Below are 18,412 nucleotides of genomic sequence, written 5' to 3'. Positions count from 1 at the left end.
AGTAGCACTTAGCTTGAATAGAAACACTTAAGAAGTGGTACTCAATACAGCTTTCCGAATTAACAAATAAAGGTTAATTACGCAGGTAATTGTACGGCAGACAAAGCCGTGACGAGCGAAGGGCGGAGTGTACGGTAGTACATGAGCACTGGAGTGAGGAAACAATGCCGTCAGACGTAGAATTAACCCGTAAGAATTTGCTTGGTGACAATAGCATTGTGGTCCCACCTGATCCCATCCCGAACTCAGAAGTGAAACGCAATCGCGCCGATGGTAGTGTGGGGTCTCCCCATGTGAGAGTAGGTCATCGCCAAGCGCCTAATTTAGCTTAATGTGTAAACGTTAAGTTAAAGGAGCGGTAGTTCAGTTGGTTAGAATACCGGCCTGTCACGCCGGGGGTCGCGGGTTCGAGTCCCGTCCGCTCCGCCAACATAAAGAAATAAGCCTCATCGAAAGATGAGGCTTTTTTCGTTTATTCGCCGGATAAATCTACTCAGACTAACTATCAACGGTGTTGTACTCTGTCTCATTCTTGTAAGTTATTCTGATACCATCATTTTTATTAAAAGAATTGAGCCGTTTTCGTTATGATAGACAGCTTATTTTTACGGCTGGACAGGTCAGTTTTTCATTTGTGGGTGAGGTGGTTGTGCGCCACTTGGCAGTATTGAACTGTGTTTCTGCCCACAGATAAATTAAACGGTATAATGTTTACCAATTTTTACGAGTAATAAAATGAATTGTCGCCTAGGCTGTGGTGCTTGTTGTATTGCACCTTCAATTAGCAGTGGGATCCCTGGAATGCCAAATGGTAAGGCGGCTGGGGAGCGCTGTGTGCAGCTCAGTGATGATAATTTGTGTTTGATTTTCGGCTCGCCTGATCGTCCTGCGGTTTGTAGTGATTTTGAAGTGTCTTTAGATGTCTGTGGGGATTCTAACGAAGAGGCGCTTTGGTTGATCACAAACCTTGAATCTCAAACATCTCAATAGTTTATTGCTGACAGGTGAATTATGCAGTTAACACGCTATACCGACTTTGGTGTTCGCACGCTGATGTATTTGGCGGTTCAGCCCGATAGAACAACCCTTTTTAGGATCGCAGAGATTACCGAGGTCTTCGATTTGTCACCAAATCATGTCTCGAAAATTGTGCATCACTTAGGCAAGTTAGGTTATCTAGAAACCATTCGCGGTAAGATGGGTGGCTTTCGTTTAGGGAAACCAGCGAGCGAGATTAATCTTGGGCAACTCATTCGTGCGTTAGAGAACTCGCTGGCACCGATTGATTGCAGCAAACCTTACTGCCGCTTCACTCCCGCCTGTCAGTTGAAGGGCGTATTAGCCCAAGCGGTTGAGGCGTATTTAAGCGTGCTCGATCAATACAGCTTGGAGGACATTGTAAGCAATCGAAATGAGTTGCTAGCATTGCTGCCAGATATGACTATTTCTGTCTTACAGTTGGATTAGTGCCTTTCTCATGGGCTAGTTCGATGGGCAACAAGCTTGACGTCGGCACTAGCTCAATCCCTTCCGCCTTTAGGCGCGCTAAGTTCGTTTTTAAGAAGTGAATGGTTTCGGGGTAAGGATGGGCGATAGCTACGAGACTGCCTTGCGAGTGAGCCTGACTTATCATCAAATTAAACTGTTTTTCCAATGCTGCGGCACTGACGTCATTATCGAGAAAGAGTTGGCGTCGTAGCAGTGGCACGCCGAGTAAATCAGCCTTATCTCCCGCCTTAGTGAATTTGGTGGTCATGCTATCGACAAAGTAGAGCTGCTTCTGCTTTAGCGTTTCCATTACCCATAACATAGGATCATCGAGCTGCGTCAGCAGGCTCCCCATATGATTGTTGGCACCTTTAGCGAAGGGCACGCTGGCGATAGCAGCAAGTACACTGCTACGTATCTGTGCTTCGCTCATTTTGTTGGTTAAACCGCCGAGCCCTAAGGCTTTACCATTGAGCGCCTGCATGGGTAAGTGCAACATAATCTCGTGGCCTTTGGCGTGTGCGGCTTTGGCTAACTTATTGCTGAGCGGCGTGTGTGGCAGCACCGATAAGGTGACTGCGCTGGGGAGTGAAAGCACGGCTTCGTCGGTGTGACGATAGCCGATATCATCGATGATCAAGGCGATTTGAGCTGCATTGCTTGGCGCAATACTGATAGCCAAAAGGGCCAATATATAAAATAGATGCACTATTTCTTCTTATTAGTCATGATGTTGTATCCAAGAAATAGCGGAAATGACTATGTTGTCTTGGCTGACATCGGTTCGTGCTGAGATGGCGTCGATTATAGCCATATTCTTTTGATTGGGGCCAGTTTCGGTTGCAACTTTGATATCTGGCACTATGCCGATAGCGTGGATGTTTTCCCCTTTGGGTGTGTTGTACTGGGCGATAGTGAGCTTGATGGCATTGCCGTCGTTCAGTATGGGGATCAGGCTTTGCACTGTGCCTTTGCCGAAGCTGGTTTCACCGAGCAGCTTGGCGCGACCATTCTCTTGTAGGGCTGCGGCGAGGACTTCGGAGGCGGAGGCCGAGCCTTTATTGATCAGCACTAACATTGGCACATTGGTCAGCATGGTTTGGGGGGAGGCGTAATAGTCGGAATTGGCATCGAAGAAGCGGCCTGAGGTAGAGACGATTCGTCCTTTAGCTAGAAACAGGTCGGCAATTTTGATTGCCTGATCCAGCAAGCCGCCGGGATTATTGCGTAAATCTAAAATCAAGCCCGTAAGATGCGCGTTTTGCCACTGGCTTAAACTGCGCACCATATCCTCGGTGGAGTTTTCTTGAAAGCTGCTGAGCCTAATATAGCCGATATTACCATCCAGTAATTTGCTGGCGACAGATTGAATCGTAATAGTGCTGGGCTTAAGGGATACCTCGAACTGGGCGTCATCATTATGGTGCTTTAAGGTTAGGTGAATACTCTGATTGCTGAGGCTATGTTGTTTGATTTGATTGAGGATATCCGCAAGATTGGTTTCGGTGGTTGGCGTGTTATTTAGCTTGATAATGATGTCACCCGCTTGGATACCTGCCTGTTCGGCGGGCGAGTTCGCAAAGGGCGCGATAATGCTGATATGGTCTTTATCGCTAGCGACCTCAAAACCAAAGCCGAAGTATTCGCCGCGATTGGAGTCTTTTAAGTCGAGTAACTCTTGGTGATTTAAAAAGCTGGAATAGGGATCTAAGTGCTCAAAAATCCCTTTAATGGCCGCTTGCACCAGCTCATCTTTGGAAACGGTTTTAACGTAATAGGTTTCGACCGTTTCTAATACATCCTGCAATAGCGGGTAGTCGAAGTCACTCTGATATGATTTGGCATTCTCTTGGCTGGAGAGGCTAATGGATAGGCCTAGGCTTAGGCCGAGTCCAAGGCAGACGATATTGCGGATTAGATGTTTCATAGCCGTCCCCGATGTTGATGGGGACGGCCACCTTAGCGACAGTACTGATTAACGACAGTACTTGGCTGGATCGACCGCTTGCCCCTTATACCTTATTTCAAAGTATAGGCCAGGCTCTGTCTGTCCACCCGAACGTCCGACTAAAGCAATTGCTTCACCGGTTTTGACCATGTCTCCAGGGCTTTTTAACAGGGCCTGCGCATGGCCGTAGAGGCTCATATAACCTTTACCATGGTCTATCACCATCACCATACCAAAGCCTTTAAGCCAATCGGCATAGATGACTTTACCGCCAGAAACCGCGCGAATATTTTGTCCTTCGGGCGCAGAGAGCATAGTGCCTTTCCACACCACTTGGCCCGATCTCGGGCTGCCAAAACCAGCAGTAACACGGCCCTTTGTTGGCCATTTGAGTTTACCGCCTTGTTTATCGAAGCCTTCCATCGAAGGATTGTCACGCATGGCTTTAAGCGCTTGTTCAACCACCCGCTTTAAGCTGGCCTCTTCAATTTGCAGTTGTTCGAGTTCGGCACCTTTAGTATTTAAGGTGCGCTGTAATTCATTAAGGGTTAATTGGCGTTGATCTTGTTCTTGGTTCAAGCGCTTAGATTGCACTTGTTGCTCGGCCATCAACTTAGTTAATTGTTTTTGCTTGCTAGTCTGGGTGACTTTAATCTCATCCAGCTCTGTGATGGTTTGTTTTAACTCGTTAATCGATTTCATCCGCGCTTTGTTGAGATATTGGTAATAGGCCAACATCCGCTCAATGGTGGCGGGACTTTGCTGATTCAGCATCATCTTTGTGTAATCGTGGTTACCGGCTAGGTATGCGCTCGCAAGTTGTTTTGAAAGCGTATTTTGCTGGCTCACCTTGAGGGTTTCTAACTCTTCCTGGCGTTGCTTGAGTTCGGCAAGCGTATTATCAATCTGCGCCAAACTGGTTTTGGTGCTATTGACCTTTTTGGCTGCCGCCGCAATCGCCTCTTCATCGCTGCGTAGCAGTGCGAGTAACTTTTCCCGCTGCTTACTGGTGTTTTTAAGCGCGCTTTGTTGTTGGTTGATTTGCGCTTGGATGGATTTCAACTCGGACTGACGCTTCTCCAAATCAGAAGCGTAGACCGAGAAAGATAACATCATAAAGCCAGCAATAATGCTGGCTTTAACGGGGAGTCGAGTGCTCACTAGGTAACAACTACTCTTTTACGTGGATTAAGGGTTTACCCGTCATCTCTGCGGGAATGGTTTCACCCATTAGGTGCAGAATCGTTGGGGCGACATCGCTCAGTTTACCGCCTTCATCTATGGTGGCGTCGCGGCCAACAAACACAAAGGGCACGAGTTCACTGGTATGCGCCGTATGGGCTTGGCCAGTGGTTTCGTCGGTCATCTGCTCGGCGTTGCCGTGGTCGGCGGTAATAATACATTCGCCGCCCACTTTCGCCAGTGCGTCAACTACACGGCCGATACAGGCATCGACAGCTTCGCAGGCTTTAACCGCCGCATCGAAGTTGCCAGTATGACCCACCATATCACCGTTCGGGTAGTTACAGATAATCACATCGTATTGAGCGGATTCAATCGCTGCGACTAACTTATCCGTCAGCTCGGTTGAGCTCATCTCAGGCTGCAAGTCGTAGGTTGCCACTTTAGGTGAGTTGATCAGGATGCGATCTTCACCGTTGAATGGCTCTTCCTTACCGCCGTTGAAGAAGAAGGTCACATGGGCGTATTTTTCAGTTTCGGAGATACGTAACTGAGTACGGCCACGATTTTGCAGCACTTCACCTAAGGTATTCACTAGGTTTTCAGAAGGATAAGCGATAGGTGCTTTGATATCGGCTGCGTATTCGGTCAGCGTTACAAAGTTAACCTTTGGCGTCACTGCACGTTCAAAACCATCGAAATCAGCATTGATAAAGCTGCGGGTGATTTGACGAGCACGGTCGGCGCGGAAGTTCATGAAAATCAGCGCATCGCCATCGTTCAAGCTGGCAACCTTGCCTTCGCTATCGGTAATGGCAGAAGACGACACAAACTCATCATTTTCGTTACGCTCATAAGCGGCTTCTAATGCGGTCACAGCGTTATCGTATTGGAACTTCGCCTTGCCTTGGGTGATCAGATCGTAAGCCTGAGACACGCGGTCCCAACGGTTATCACGGTCCATAGCAAAGTAACGACCAATAATCGAGGCGATACGGCCATGGCCCAATGTAGTAAACAGATCATCAAAGTGGCTTAGGCTGCCTTTGGCGCTGCGAGGTGGGGTATCGCGCCCATCTAAGAAAGCATGTAAGTATACTTTAGTGGCGCCGCGTGCTACTGCCATGCGGCACATGGCTTCGATATGCTCTTCATGGCTGTGTACGCCACCGGGAGAGAGCAGGCCCATAATGTGCACCGCACCACCGGCTTTGATGGCCGCATCTACGGCATCGCAAAGGGCTGGGTTTTGTTCAAACTCATGATCTGCAATGGCTTTGCTGATACGAGTCAGCTCTTGGTAAACGATTCGGCCAGAACCTAAGTTGATATGGCCTACTTCAGAGTTCCCCATCTGCCCATCGGGCAAGCCTACATCTAAGCCTGAGCCTGAAATTAAACCGTGGGCATATTGGGCGTTGAGACGGTCGAGTACTGGTGTGTTGGCGTGGTAAATCGCATTCATATGCGTATTTTCACGGTAACCCCAGCCATCGAGGATCAACAACGCGATTGGACGTTTAGTTGTCGTCATGGTGATACCTTTAAAGTTTAAGGAAGCTAAAGAAATCTGAAATTGGTTAAATATTACTACGTAAGCGGGGTACGAAAAAGCGCTTTACCTAGATTAAGGTCATCGAATGGCTATTTCAGCGGATTCTGTGAGCGCCAAGAGAAGCGAGATGGCGCAAGGGCTGAGCTGTGTTCTAGAACTGTGACTAAACTGCTGCAATCTGCCAAGGCAATGGGTATACTCTGTGCCCTTATCGAATTTTTCGCCATTTATACGGGCTGTAACCATGCAAGAATATATCGAATTTTTTAAGGCTCACACTATGCTAAGTCTGGCTTGGGTGGGTTTGTTTGTAATGCTTGTGGTCAGTGTGATCAAATCGAGCTTTTCAAAAATCAAAAATGTTACTCATCAAGAACTCACTATTATGGTGAACCGACAAGACGCCAAAGTCGTGGATGTGCGTTCTAATGACGAATTCCGCAAGGGCCATATTGTTGATGCAGTTAACGTTACGCTCGCGGATATCAAAAATAATCAGGTTTCTGCCCTTGAAAAGTTTAAAGGTAGTCCCATTATACTGGTATGCAATGCTGGCATGACCTCGTCTCAAGCGGCTCAGCTTTTAAGTAAACAAGGTTTTGAAAACCTGTATAACTTGAAAGGTGGTATGGGTGAATGGCAGGCAGCGAATATGCCTGTTTCAAAAAGCAAAAGATAAGTTGTCGGCGGCAGTTATGCGCTCTGCTGCATAGTTAATTGATTGTGCAGCAGTAGCGTCATCATTGTTTGGCATACTAATCCTGCAGTCACTAAGGGCTTTATTAAGTGTTTAGATTGACTTCACAAGTACCCGTTAAGGGAAAGTAGGGACGGTACTGAGATCTAATACAGGCCTCGTAATAAGCCCGAGCTAAATTGACAAAAAGCCAGCCACAAAAGCGCTGGCATAACATTGATAGGATAGGTAGGAAATTATGGCTGAAGTAGCAAACAACGAACAACAAGCCCCACAATTCAACATCCAACGTGTTTACACTAAAGATGTTTCTTTCGAAACACCTAACAGCCCAGCTGTATTCCAAAAAGAATGGAATCCAGAAGTTAAGTTAGATTTAGACACTCGCAGCGCTAAATTAGCCGACGACGTATACGAAGTGGTTCTGTCTTTGACTGTGACTGCACAAAACGCTGGCGAAACTGCATTCCTGTGTGAAGTACAACAAGCGGGTATCTTCTCAATCGCAGGTCTGACTGAGCCACAACTGGCTCACTCATTAGGTGCATACTGCCCTAACATCCTATTCCCATATGCGCGTGAAGCTGTAGGTAGCTTAGTGGGTCGTGGTACTTTCCCACAACTGAACTTAGCACCAGTAAACTTCGACGCTCTGTTCGCACAATACGTGCAACAACGTCAAGCCGCAGCAGCTGCACCAGCAGCCGAAGAAGCTAACGCTTAATTACATGAAAAACTCTGCCGATATCACGGTGTTAGGGGCGGGCTCTTATGGCACCGCCCTTGCCATCTCTCTAGCCAGCAATGGTCATAAGACCTTGTTGTGGGGGCACGATCCTGCCCATATGCAAACGCTCGCTCAGGACAAATGCAACCAAGCTTTCTTGCCTGGTATTGCCTTCCCTGAGTGTTTACATATCGAAGCCGACTTAGCCAAAGCCTTAGCGGCCAGCAATAATGTGCTGGTTGTGGTACCTAGCCATGTGTTTGGCTCGGTACTGGCCCAAGCGAAACCTTTGTTACGCCAAGATGCTCGCATCGTATGGGCGACCAAAGGACTCGAGCCTGAAACCGGACGTTTGCTGCAAGATGTGGCCCGTGATGTGTTAGGCGAGCAATATCCGCTGGCGGTATTGTCAGGACCTACGTTTGCGAAGGAATTAGCCATGGGGTTACCTACGGCGATTTCGGTTGCGGGCACTTGTCCTAAATTTACCGCTGAGCTAGTGGAATTGCTGCACAGCCCTAAACGTTTACGCGTTTATGCTAACGACGACTTTATCGGCCTGCAATTAGGCGGCGCGGTGAAGAACGTTATCGCCATTGGTGCGGGCATGTCCGACGGTATTGGCTTTGGTGCTAATGCCAGAACGGCGTTAATTACCCGTGGTTTGGTCGAGTTAACCCGTTTAGGCGAAGCCTTAGGCGCCAGCACTGCCACCTTTATGGGCATGGCTGGATTAGGCGACCTAGTGTTAACTTGTACCGACAACCAATCCCGTAACCGCCGCTTTGGTTTAGCCTTAGGTAAAGGCTGCGATGTGGATACCGCCCAGGCCGAAATCGGCCAAGTGGTTGAAGGTTATCGCAATACTAAAGAAGTGTTTACCCTGGCGAAGCGCATGGGCGTCGAAATGCCGATCACCGAGCAAATCTACCAAGTGTTATACCAAGGCAAAGCGCCCTTGGATGCCGCCAAAGAACTGCTCAGCAGAGAAAAAAAATCAGAAACGCCAGCGCAATAAAGCGCGAGCCGTGATGATGCTGAATAAAATAAAGGGTGCTAAAATAGCGCCCTTTTTTATGTCCGATCGCCATCGCCTTAATGTGGTAGGCAGCAATCGGCATTGTCTGTATCCGTTAAGGCTGGAAGCTGAACGCGGAATATCTACCCAATATCAAAGACCAATACCATAACCAAGTCTTTGAACTATTTGGGATGATGGGCAATCGCCAAATCAATTTATCGACTGGAGTATGAGTGTGAAACATCATGATGTAATTATTATCGGAGCCGGCGCCGCAGGATTAATGTGTGCTGCAACAGCGGGTTACCGAGGTCGTGATGTACTTGTACTCGATAATGCCAAGCAGGCTGGGCGTAAAATCCTTATCAGCGGTGGCGGCCGTTGTAACTTTACCAACCTGAAAGTTGAACCCGCCAACTTTATCTGTGGCAACCCGCACTTTGTCAAATCTGCATTGGCGCGTTATCCGTCACAGCAGTTTATTGAACTGGTTGAGCGTCACGGCATTGAATACCACGAGCGCGATCATGGTCAGCTGTTCTGTAATGACTCGGCTAAAGAGATAGTTACTATGCTGCTGACCGAATGTGAGTGGGCGGGCGTGAACATTAAACTTCGCACCGATATTCTGGCGGTGAGCAAAACCGAAGCAGGCCGCTTTGAGCTAAACACCTCAAATGGCGAGTTAAGTTGCGACTCCTTAGTGATCGCCACCGGCGGTTTATCTATGCCAAAACTTGGCGCCACGCCTTACGGTTATCAATTGGCCGAGCAGTTTGGCCTTAAGGTATTGCCAACTCACGCGGGTCTGGTGCCTTTTACTTGGCACAGCGAAGATAAAATTCGCTTCGAACCGCTGTCGGGCATTGCCGTACCGAGCCGTATTACCGCCAAAGATGGCACAGCCTTTAGCGAAGCCTTACTCTTCACCCACAGAGGCTTATCTGGCCCCGCTATTTTGCAGATTTCCAACTATTGGAAAGCTGGCGAAACCATAGAAATCAATCTATTACCCAATATGGATGCCGCACAGGCCTTAGAACAACAGCTGGCCGCACATCCTAAACAGAGTCTGCGTAATACCTTAAGTCAGTGGTTACCTAAGCGGCTGGTGGAGGTGTTATTTGATGAAGCTTTACTCAACAAAGCCTTAAATCAGCTGGTTCATGCAGAGCGCGCCAAGTTAGTCGACGATCTGCACTGCTGGACAGTCTTAATGAATGGCACCGAAGGCTATCGCACCGCTGAAGTCACTCTCGGCGGCGTGGATACCCATGAACTCTCCTCCAAAACCATGGAAGCCATAAAAGTCCCCGGCCTGTTTTTTATCGGCGAAGTGATGGACGTAAGCGGTTGGTTAGGCGGCTTTAACTTCCAATGGGCCTGGGCATCTGGTGTGGCCGCTGGACAAGCGGTTTAGTCTTGTGTAGAGACAATAAAGTTTGCCCGTAAGCACTAAAGTTTGCCCGTAAGAGCATTTTTTGACAATAAAGTTTGCCCGTAGTGATGTTTGATACTATGCTTTCTGTATGAAATATATCAGGAAATTTTATGTCACGCGGAAGAAAGCTTGAATCTTTGACAGATTATCAACGAGCCTTAAAAAATAAGTATGGAATTGGGCAAGGTTACGATTATAAGCCGTGGCTGAGAGTTCAGGATGTGAACAGTCATGGTACTAGATCGATAATTTTAGGACGAAAGTCTCAGAGAAGTCATCATATGATGTCCTCAATCGAGAGTGAGTTTTTCTATTTAGCGGAGTTCTCCGACAGTGTCGTTGATATAAGAGAGCAGTTTCCAATTTTACCTCTTAACTACACGCAGAAAGTGGCGAGTATGTTGGGTGTTAAGCACCCTATCCATCCCAAAACTAAAGAACCAATCATTATAACAACGGATCAGTTGCTTACGATTGATTCTATTCAAGGCATTTCATATCACGCAGTTTCTGTTAAACCTGAAACTGAATCTGATAAACAACGAGTGCTCGAAAAGATTGATATTGAAAGAGTTTGTTGGGAACTGCTTGGAGTTAGGTTTAGCTACTTCACTGGCAATGAGTTAACCAAAGTACAAAGTCGTAATCTTGACTGGGTGACAGCCCCGTTCCGTGAAAATCTACCTTATTTTTCTGATGGACAGATAAATAGCGCATTAACTGTTATAAATGTTGGCCAGTTTTTTTTCGAAGATCTTTGTAATAAATTGATTTCTATGAATATAGCTTCACACGATGAGGCTCAATTACTTATTCGTTACTTAATCGCAGATAAGTTCATTGATGTGGATTTATCATCATATATTCCTGAATTAGGGATTTTAGATGTTAAATCGATTGCAGATATGCAAAGAGGGCGTAGTGAATGGAATTTCCTAGAAACAGTGTTTGGGAGTTAAAAGGCTCAGATTTAGCTGAAGATGGTTTATACCGTGTTTTAGACATTATGCACGATGTTTCATCTGTCGTCCTATTCCCCCTTAATACCGAATCGACAACCTCTCGGCCTTTGGTTTTTTCTATGGAAGCATTTATTGAACATATAAAAAGTAAGAAAGCCAAAAAATCAGAGTTTACTTTACCAAGTTTTCTTTTGGTCGCAGAGGAGAATATCCCTGAGGAACATATTGCCCGTAGAGATAAAAACTATGGACTTATTGAAAATATTGTTTTAGATCGGGTTTTTATTTTTGATTACGCGACGAAAAAACGTGTTCCACATCTTGCAGAGTATGCAAAAAAAGTAGATATCGATCGTAAAGCATTATCCCGACTTTTATCGCAATATTGGCGTTACGGTCAGGAGAAAATGGCTCTTCTTCCTGCATTTTCTAAAAGCGGCGGTTCGGGAAAGGATAGGATACCAACAGACAAGCCACTCGGCGCACCTAAACAACCAAGAACAGTGGCGGTTGAAAGAGCGGTTAAATACATAATCACTGATATCGACAAAAGTAAGTTTAAGAAAGCACTGAAAAAATACTACTTAAAGCAGACTAGCTTGACGTTATCAAAAACTTATAATTACATGCTAAAAGATAGCTATGCTGATGAAGTTCGCATTGCTAATGCGTGTGGTAAACCGCCTGCTTTACCAACGCTTAAACAGTTTAGCTATTGGTCAAAGAAAATATTTAGCCAAGATGAGTTCATTAAGGGCCGGACAACAGAAAATGATCATCTCAGGAATAAAAGAGGTTTATTAGGGAGCGTCATTCAGGATAGCTATTTACCTGGAACTCACTTTGAGATCGATGCAACAGTCGCAGATGTTCATATTGTTTCTGAATTGGGGGCGCAGTATATATTAGGTAGACCAACAATCTACATTGTTATCGACAGAGCTAGCCGGATGATAGTTGGCATGCATGTATCGCTTTTCCATGCTTCATGGCGTGCAGCTAGACAAGCATTATCAAATAGTTTTTTACCTAAATCTCGCTATTGCAAAGAGTTTGGTGTAGATATCGATGATTCAGAATGGCCTTGCTCACATATTCCAAAGGAACTCGTTTGCGATAATGGTGAGATGATTGGCTTAGATCCTAAGACTGCACTCAATCCGATGACTAAGCTTTCGTTTACCCCTCCTTACAGACCTGACCGTAAAGGAGTGGTTGAGAAACGTTTTGATATTTTGAATAAAGAAGTTATTCATGAATTTTTGGGGACTACGAGGGGGGGAGATATTGTCAGAGGTAGTCGTGACCCAAGGAAGGATGCTATCTACACTTTGAAAGAAGTGACTACTGAAATAATAAAAGCCATTCTAGAGCATAATAGGTCTATTTTTAACGACCTAGCTTTTTCAAGTCCATTACTAGTCGAAAATGACTTATCACCAACTCCTATCAATTATTGGAAGATTCACCTTGCTAAGCATAAACATGAGCTTCAAGCTGCTCTTCCTGATGAGGTTATCGCTCGTTTACTTCCTCCGGCTGAAGTTAGTATGACACGCAGTGGTATATATTTTAATGGGTTGTACTATTCATGTTTGGAAATTGAAGAACGTAATTTAGTATCGGTTGCTCGATCTTCAGGTCAATGGCGATTAGAAGCACGAATCGATGAGAATACTACAAACCACATTTATGTGCGGCTAGACAAAAATCATGGCTTTACACTTTGTCATCTGTTGCCTCGTAGTCGTATGTTCAAAGATAAATCAATGTATGAGTCTGACTTTATGCAAGACTGGCTAGACTCAAAAAAAGAGCTCGCACCTATAAGTGTCGCATCTATTGATGATCACCAAAGTCGTCAACAGATGACTAAACATGCTAGAGAACGAAGCAAGAACTCTGACAAGATATCATTTGCTGAAAAAACGAAAAATGTCCGCCAACACCGCAAAGATGAGCTCAAAGCAACAACTAATGTGCTCGAGGCTGAAACAAAGATACAAGACGTTATCGATTCTAAGTCGTCAAATGAAATAGTCGGTAAGGTTGTTTGTCTGCCAGTTGGCAGAAAAAGAAAAACAAAAGGAACTCCATCATGATAACGACTAAAGCAATTTACCATGATGCAATATTGCCGGAACATCGAGGTAATCCTTTAATTGAAGCACTCCCCACTAAGAGTTCCTGGGAAAAGGTTATGGAAGTATTCAGTAACTATCCTGATTATGCTGAAGATATTGCTGACCACCCAGATCCTTTAGTAAGAGAGGAATACTTAAATAGAATTGAAGAACTTCGACAGCCTTTAACTGACTATGAAGCCTGCTTTAGGGCAGTAGAAAGAGCAATTAAAAAGGGATATTCAGCAAAAAATCCACTCACTCCAACCACTGCACAGTATTTACATTATTTGGTTGATGAAAGGCCAGAAATAGAGCCTAGAACAGGCTTCTTTCAACCCAAAGGAGAGGGGTTAACGCTAATTGGGGAAAGTGGTGTTGGCAAAACATCTATGCTTGAGCAAGTGCTTAGTTATTTTCCTAGCGTAATTGAGCATGAGTCATACAAAGGCAGTCCTTTAGTTCTTAGAAAGCAAGTTGTTTGGATAAAAGTCGATTGTCCAAGTAATTCAAGTGTAAGAGATTTGTGTGAAGAAATTTTAGCCTCGTTAGATCTGGCATTGGAGCGAGAGATGACGAAACCAGCAGGAACAATTGGTGCACTGGTTCGTCAGTTAGAACAATGCATTAAATCTAGCTTTCTTGGGATGTTGGTTATAGACGAGATGCAAAACTTACAGTTTAAACGAACTGGTGGCGAAAATAATCTACTTAGATTTTTGCATCGGTTAGTAAACAAATTAGGGGTACCACTTTTCTTTGTTGCTAACCCTCCATTTGATCTGACTTTAGCAAAAGAACTTAAATCTGCCAGGCGAGCTGAAAGTACGTATCACCATATAATGTCAACTCTTGCGAAGGAAAGTGATTCGTGGCAAGCATTCATTGCCCAACTTTGGAATTATCAGTGGACTAATGTATACACAGAATTGACAGATGAGCTTAATAACTCTCTTCATCTACTCTCTGTGGGTAATATTGATATGGCGAGCCGTACTTATCGAGAAGCGCAGCGTTTAGTTATAGGTAGTGCAGATGAGAGAATTACAGTATCAACCCTTGAAGCGGGTAATGCTATTGCATGTGGTTTATCACGACAAACCAATGAAGTTAAAGAGTTAAAAAGTTCTATTGTGTTACCAACGGGAAAACAGCGTCGCAGTATGAAAGCTGATACACAAAAAGTACCAACTGTTGATAAGACAGGTGATATCACAAAACCGCAGCATCCAGAGTTTTCCTCTAAACTTATTGAGTTACTGGGGGCAGTTGATTTACTCGTTAGGATACAAGATCCTGATATATTTCAACAAGCGGCAGGGTTAGAAGATCCTATTAGCTTTTTGAGGCAAAAAAAATTAATGCTTGATGATCCGTTAAATGATCTGTGTTCATAGCCTTCGAAATGCTGCAACTTACATAATTTCGTCTAAAATTTAGCCATGGAGTAATTAATAATACATTTAGGGGGAAGAATGATACTTCCCCTCGCCTTTCCTGATGAAATCTTGTTTAGCCGTCTTGTCCGTCATTTCACCTTAACTGGCATGACAATCGAGAATTATCTCTTGGCAGTCTTTGATAATCACAAGGTAACTATTCACCCCTATTTGACTGCCGGACTTTCTCAACTCAGTAAATTTAGCTTAGAGTCGCCATTTGAACTGATGAGTGATCAGACGCTTGCGCCCTTGTTTATTCATTTTTTGCCATCTTATAAATCGACTATTTCCACTGGGTTAGTGTCTAGTAATGCTGCTTATGCCATCAGGGCTTGTCAGTTAACAAGTGTCAAAGAAAAAGAGTCTTTATCTATTAAGTTTTGTCCCCAATGTGCAATAGAAAATATCCAAGAGTTTGGTATATCGTATTGGCATCGTCCTCATCAAATTCCTGGAATCGAGTCCTGCTATAAGCATCAAGTATGGTTAGTTCACCTTCCCATTGTTGAAAGGTCAAAGCTGAGCCATAGTTTCTTACCTCAAGTAGATATAAGCCCAAAAAAAAGTAGTTCGCTTAGCTATGAGTTAGCAAAATATGCTGCCAGTTACCTTAACCGTGTAAGCAAAAATAATCAGAGCTTCAATGTGAAAGACATAATCGCCATGCTCGATAAACTAGGTTTTGTCACTAAAGATGGGCATTTTCGTAGAAAGATACTCGTCGAAGATTTCTATCAATTTACTCAAGACCTAGCTTACCAGTCACAACATCTATTACCTGAGTCATCAACAGACTTTAGATATGTTTCGTATTTGCTTTCAGGTAAGGTTTCTCAACATCCATTTAAATATCTCTTGTTGGGATTCTGGCTATCTAAGCATTTGCCTTGTGAAGAACTTAATGATCCTGTGCCGAATGATTCAGCTTCAGCAGAGCTACTTGAAAGCAAGTGCATTACATTACTGCATCGAGGTGAATCGATGGCAAGTGTGGGGCGGCTTATAGGGAAAAGCCGTTGTTATGTTAAAGCTCTAGCATTAAGGCTTAATATCCCCGTTAGCCTTAAACCTAAACTGATAACAGGGGATATGAAATCTAGGATTATGTTACTCGCAAGAAAGGGCTTTCATCGCAACGCAATTGCAAAGCGAATGGGTATATCTGTTGGAAGTGTTGAGCAGCAACTTTCTACATTGCCGGAGTTAGTCCAATGGCGTAAGCAATGCCGACATGAGTCTAAAAGACGAAGATATAAGCTTCAAATCACCAGATTTATCAGGCGTAATCCAAAGGCGATTCGACAACAGATTAAGTCCTCATGTAATGCAGCTTTCTTTTGGCTGTATGCATATGAAAAATTATGGCTAGAATCACACCTTCCTATAGCTCAAAAGTCGATAGCTAAACCAAGAGTCGATTGGCAACAACGTGACGCCATGTTGGTTGATAAGGTGATATCCATCATGCAACAACATAACAATCAATTATCACGAACCCAACTAGATAAACGACTAGGTGGTCATGATTGGCTAACAAAAAAGAAGCATAAGTTGCCTTTAACAATGAATGCGTATCATAAGTTGATCCAAGCATAATTTTTCTTTTGCTTTTAAAGATTTACGATTTTAATAGTATTTTTTTGTTAGAAATTGTTGATAGAATCGGTCCTAATATTTTATTCGGTAATTCAGTAAAATGGCAGATTTCAAAAAATGGACCGCTTGAAAAGTAGCTCTGGATCGCAGCAGACAGTTTACATGCTAATACCGGTTTAGCCGCTCAAGAGTATTCTCGTCCAATTTTTGGGTGCGCTATGCTGAATACCGCTTTACTCAAGATAAGCAATGCCTCGATGATGACTCAAGCCGTCGTAGAACAACTTTGATGATGAATTGTGGCCTAAAACCTGTTCGGATATTTATATGAATATTTATGAGAAATTCTCAGGACAGTTAACGTTTATCTATTAGCTAAGGTGATTAATCATTATTATTCCGAATCTTATGGCCAGTGAATCTACTTATAGTTATGTGTTTAGACTTGCTAGATTGAATGGATTTTTAACAGAAAAATTTTTTTATCAGTATATCCTTATGGATATTGGAAAATTTGTTAGTAGAAAAAAATTGGTAAAGAAGTTGTTTGATTGGATCGGCGAAAGTCATCCTATTTTATTTGATGAGGCTTCAAAAAGAATATTAAGTGCACCTAATAATCATTGCATCTCTTATCGTTACCCTGGTGAACCTGTAGTTACTTTAAACGGTGAAAATCAATTTAAATCAGTGAGGTACTGTGCTTTATGTGTGGCGGAACAGCATTTTAGTCATGGGCACTCATGGCTTAAGCGAGATTGGTTATTCAATAGCAATTGCTTTGTTCATCAAAGAAGACTTCTAACTATAGATGATACCGCTAGTAAGTTAAAACTAAGTTATATTGATACTTTTAAATATATATTAGAAGGAAGTTCGCTTGACTTTAGATATGAATTTACTAACGTAAATAATCAATGTGAGAATAGATCTAGTATACTTGCTCCATGTGTATTAATTGATTATTTCAAAAGTAAAAAACATCTCGGAAACTTCGATTTTAGTGAATATGATAGCTCTTACCATAATCGTGTTAGCCTTTTCTATCAATACCTTAATTGTTTTCCGTGTGATGAGAAAGTAAGTTTTAAGTTGTATTTAAAAAATAATATTGATGCTTATTTAAAAGATGGGTTTTATTTTTATAAAGCTCGTCTTTCCTGTGTAGAATGTCCATTCAAGACGAGTTGCTTGTATGTTGAAGGCGATACAATGAAAAGCTTTATTGATGAAATGGATATAAAGCGTATTCTTGACTTTGTTTTTCAATGCTCAGATTTGCCAGAATATATTACTAAGCAACAGATTTCGGTGTATTCTGATTTTATATCCCATTTGAATGAGTCTTTTGACCCTCTCAGTTATGAGGCTGAGATCGTCGGATGGATCTTAACACTAATGAAATCTACCTTCGGTACACATAGTGAACTTATAACAAGAGAAAACAATCTTACATTCAATAATTTTAAACGTGACTCAATATCTGGTCTACTGGTTTTAACTCTTAAAAGAGAGAAGATGGATAGTCCTTACAGATCAATACTCTTACATCGAAGTTTTGAAGAAAAAATGAAAAAATTTGTAGATAAAAGATTCAATGGAACATTTTGTCTGAATATCCCTCTCGTAGCCTCTAAATCTGGTTTGGTACCTATTCAACCAGGTGTTCTCAATAGGATCATTATTGAATCTGTTAAGTCTTTTGATGCCATTCCGGCCAATGGGCGAAACTTGAATTGTGTAAGAAATGCAATCGCTTGCTCTGCTATTGCTGCTGGTGCTAACATTCATTATGTGATGAAATCTTCAGGGCTTGTTCATTCTAAGCTGATTAAAGAAGGTATTCTACCTATCGATGTCAGTTCTACTGCAGCAATATTAAGTAGCAGTTAATATGCTTATTGCACTATCGGCTTCAATCACGCTTTATGAACGAACATTTCCCCTTTAGTGCTGTAAGAAACTTAAACAGCCAATAATTAGTTCTTCATGAACATGGCTTTGTTTCCTAATAGGGAAATCCCATGTTTTTCTGGTTTAAATTAGAATAATATTCTGGTTGCAGATAAACGACTGACGATGAAACAAGGGTTTTAAGCGCCATACTGGCGCTCAGGAAGCACTCTGTAGTTATTTGTGCTTTTAGGAAACAAAGCCATAGAAAAGCTCCATGCAATCGTAATTTTATCAAATTAAAACATATCCCAGTCATTAATAATTTAACAAACTG

15 protein-coding genes, 1 tRNA gene and 1 rRNA gene are annotated in these 18,412 nt (G+C 43.3%); 13 read left to right on the top strand and 4 right to left on the bottom strand.

The window, feature by feature from the left end:
• The first annotated feature begins 200 nt into the window (after positions 1 to 200).
• The 4 genes from rrf (at position 201) to KXJ80_RS01905 (ending at position 1,467) form a co-directional block, all read left to right on the top strand.
• Positions 201 to 316: ribosomal RNA gene (rrf, locus tag KXJ80_RS01920) — 5S ribosomal RNA — on the top strand.
• Positions 317 to 352: 36 nt separating this feature from the next.
• Positions 353 to 429: transfer RNA gene (locus KXJ80_RS01915), tRNA-Asp, on the top strand.
• A 306-nt stretch (positions 430 to 735) separates the two neighbouring features.
• Complete coding sequence (locus KXJ80_RS01910; RefSeq protein WP_218737707.1) at positions 736 to 990, top strand: YkgJ family cysteine cluster protein; 255 nt, start codon at positions 736 to 738, stop codon at positions 988 to 990.
• A gap of 21 nt (positions 991 to 1,011) precedes the next feature.
• Positions 1,012 to 1,467, top strand: a complete 456-nt coding sequence (locus KXJ80_RS01905; RefSeq protein ID WP_037431159.1) for an Rrf2 family transcriptional regulator — start codon at positions 1,012 to 1,014, stop codon at positions 1,465 to 1,467.
• Here the strand turns inward: KXJ80_RS01905 and KXJ80_RS01900 are convergent.
• From KXJ80_RS01900 to gpmM, 4 genes are read right to left on the bottom strand one after another with little or no spacing between them, the layout of a single operon-like run.
• The gene (locus KXJ80_RS01900) at positions 1,442 to 2,197 is read right to left on the bottom strand and encodes a divergent polysaccharide deacetylase family protein (RefSeq protein WP_218737706.1); all 756 of its coding nucleotides are present in this window, start codon (positions 2,195 to 2,197) and stop codon (positions 1,442 to 1,444) included. The genes KXJ80_RS01905 and KXJ80_RS01900 overlap by 26 nt on opposite strands.
• Positions 2,198 to 2,209: 12 nt before the next feature.
• Positions 2,210 to 3,415, bottom strand: coding sequence for a S41 family peptidase (locus KXJ80_RS01895; RefSeq protein WP_218678108.1), 1,206 nt, complete (start codon positions 3,413 to 3,415; stop codon positions 2,210 to 2,212).
• A gap of 48 nt (positions 3,416 to 3,463) precedes the next feature.
• Complete coding sequence (locus KXJ80_RS01890; protein ID WP_037414470.1) at positions 3,464 to 4,597, bottom strand: murein hydrolase activator EnvC family protein; 1,134 nt, start codon at positions 4,595 to 4,597, stop codon at positions 3,464 to 3,466.
• Between the two features lie 10 nt (positions 4,598 to 4,607).
• Complete coding sequence (gene gpmM, locus KXJ80_RS01885) at positions 4,608 to 6,152, bottom strand: 2,3-bisphosphoglycerate-independent phosphoglycerate mutase (protein WP_218737705.1); 1,545 nt, start codon at positions 6,150 to 6,152, stop codon at positions 4,608 to 4,610.
• A gap of 265 nt (positions 6,153 to 6,417) precedes the next feature.
• On the opposite strand from gpmM, the gene KXJ80_RS01880 reads away from it, so the two are divergent.
• From KXJ80_RS01880 to KXJ80_RS01840, 9 genes are all read left to right on the top strand, one after another.
• Positions 6,418 to 6,852 carry a rhodanese-like domain-containing protein gene (locus tag KXJ80_RS01880; RefSeq protein ID WP_037414466.1) on the top strand — a complete coding sequence of 145 codons (435 nt, stop codon included), beginning with the start codon at positions 6,418 to 6,420 and terminating at the stop codon, positions 6,850 to 6,852.
• 256 nt (positions 6,853 to 7,108) lie between these two features.
• Positions 7,109 to 7,594 (top strand): protein-export chaperone SecB, encoded by a 486-nt coding sequence (gene secB, locus KXJ80_RS01875; RefSeq protein WP_011620882.1) that lies wholly within the window; start codon positions 7,109 to 7,111, stop codon positions 7,592 to 7,594.
• Between the two features lie 4 nt (positions 7,595 to 7,598).
• A complete protein-coding gene (gpsA, locus tag KXJ80_RS01870) occupies positions 7,599 to 8,615 on the top strand; it encodes an NAD(P)H-dependent glycerol-3-phosphate dehydrogenase (protein WP_011620883.1) in 1,017 nt (338 codons plus the stop codon).
• A gap of 238 nt (positions 8,616 to 8,853) precedes the next feature.
• Positions 8,854 to 10,038, top strand: coding sequence for a BaiN/RdsA family NAD(P)/FAD-dependent oxidoreductase (locus KXJ80_RS01865; RefSeq protein ID WP_218737704.1), 1,185 nt, complete (start codon positions 8,854 to 8,856; stop codon positions 10,036 to 10,038).
• Positions 10,039 to 10,169: 131 nt separating this feature from the next.
• Positions 10,170 to 11,018, top strand: a complete 849-nt coding sequence (locus KXJ80_RS01860) for a TnsA endonuclease N-terminal domain-containing protein (protein WP_218737703.1) — start codon at positions 10,170 to 10,172, stop codon at positions 11,016 to 11,018.
• Positions 10,985 to 13,123 carry a TnsB C-terminal domain-containing protein gene (locus tag KXJ80_RS01855; protein WP_218737702.1) on the top strand — a complete coding sequence of 713 codons (2,139 nt, stop codon included), beginning with the start codon at positions 10,985 to 10,987 and terminating at the stop codon, positions 13,121 to 13,123. The genes KXJ80_RS01860 and KXJ80_RS01855 overlap by 34 nt, the downstream gene beginning before the upstream one ends.
• Complete coding sequence (locus KXJ80_RS01850) at positions 13,120 to 14,541, top strand: ATP-binding protein (RefSeq protein WP_218737701.1); 1,422 nt, start codon at positions 13,120 to 13,122, stop codon at positions 14,539 to 14,541. The genes KXJ80_RS01855 and KXJ80_RS01850 overlap by 4 nt, the downstream gene beginning before the upstream one ends.
• Positions 14,542 to 14,619: 78 nt before the next feature.
• Positions 14,620 to 16,182, top strand: coding sequence for a TnsD family Tn7-like transposition protein (locus KXJ80_RS01845; RefSeq protein ID WP_218737700.1), 1,563 nt, complete (start codon positions 14,620 to 14,622; stop codon positions 16,180 to 16,182).
• A 387-nt stretch (positions 16,183 to 16,569) separates the two neighbouring features.
• Positions 16,570 to 18,075 carry a TniQ family protein gene (locus KXJ80_RS01840; protein WP_375164133.1) on the top strand — a complete coding sequence of 502 codons (1,506 nt, stop codon included), beginning with the start codon at positions 16,570 to 16,572 and terminating at the stop codon, positions 18,073 to 18,075.
• The last annotated feature ends 337 nt before the right edge of the window (positions 18,076 to 18,412 follow it).

The organism is Shewanella xiamenensis, from assembly GCF_024971755.1.
GTDB lineage: Bacteria > Pseudomonadota > Gammaproteobacteria > Enterobacterales > Shewanellaceae > Shewanella > Shewanella xiamenensis.
This window is presented reverse-complemented; position numbering and strand designations above follow the sequence as displayed.

What these genes read in the sequence shown, in the direction of transcription:
- KXJ80_RS01910 (WP_218737707.1), top strand. Translation starts at nt 736, where the DNA reads ATGAATTGTCGCCTAGGCTGTGGTGCTTGTTGTATTGCACCTTCAATT.
- KXJ80_RS01905 (WP_037431159.1), top strand. Translation starts at nt 1,012, where the DNA reads ATGCAGTTAACACGCTATACCGACTTTGGTGTTCGCACGCTGATGTAT.
- KXJ80_RS01895 (WP_218678108.1), bottom strand. Translation starts at nt 3,415, where the DNA reads ATGAAACATCTAATCCGCAATATCGTCTGCCTTGGACTCGGCCTAAGC.
- gpmM (WP_218737705.1), bottom strand. Translation starts at nt 6,152, where the DNA reads ATGACGACAACTAAACGTCCAATCGCGTTGTTGATCCTCGATGGCTGG.
- KXJ80_RS01880 (WP_037414466.1), top strand. Translation starts at nt 6,418, where the DNA reads ATGCAAGAATATATCGAATTTTTTAAGGCTCACACTATGCTAAGTCTG.
- secB (WP_011620882.1), top strand. Translation starts at nt 7,109, where the DNA reads ATGGCTGAAGTAGCAAACAACGAACAACAAGCCCCACAATTCAACATC.
- gpsA (WP_011620883.1), top strand. Translation starts at nt 7,599, where the DNA reads ATGAAAAACTCTGCCGATATCACGGTGTTAGGGGCGGGCTCTTATGGC.
- KXJ80_RS01860 (WP_218737703.1), top strand. Translation starts at nt 10,170, where the DNA reads ATGTCACGCGGAAGAAAGCTTGAATCTTTGACAGATTATCAACGAGCC.
- KXJ80_RS01855 (WP_218737702.1), top strand. Translation starts at nt 10,985, where the DNA reads ATGGAATTTCCTAGAAACAGTGTTTGGGAGTTAAAAGGCTCAGATTTA.
- KXJ80_RS01850 (WP_218737701.1), top strand. Translation starts at nt 13,120, where the DNA reads ATGATAACGACTAAAGCAATTTACCATGATGCAATATTGCCGGAACAT.
- KXJ80_RS01845 (WP_218737700.1), top strand. Translation starts at nt 14,620, where the DNA reads ATGATACTTCCCCTCGCCTTTCCTGATGAAATCTTGTTTAGCCGTCTT.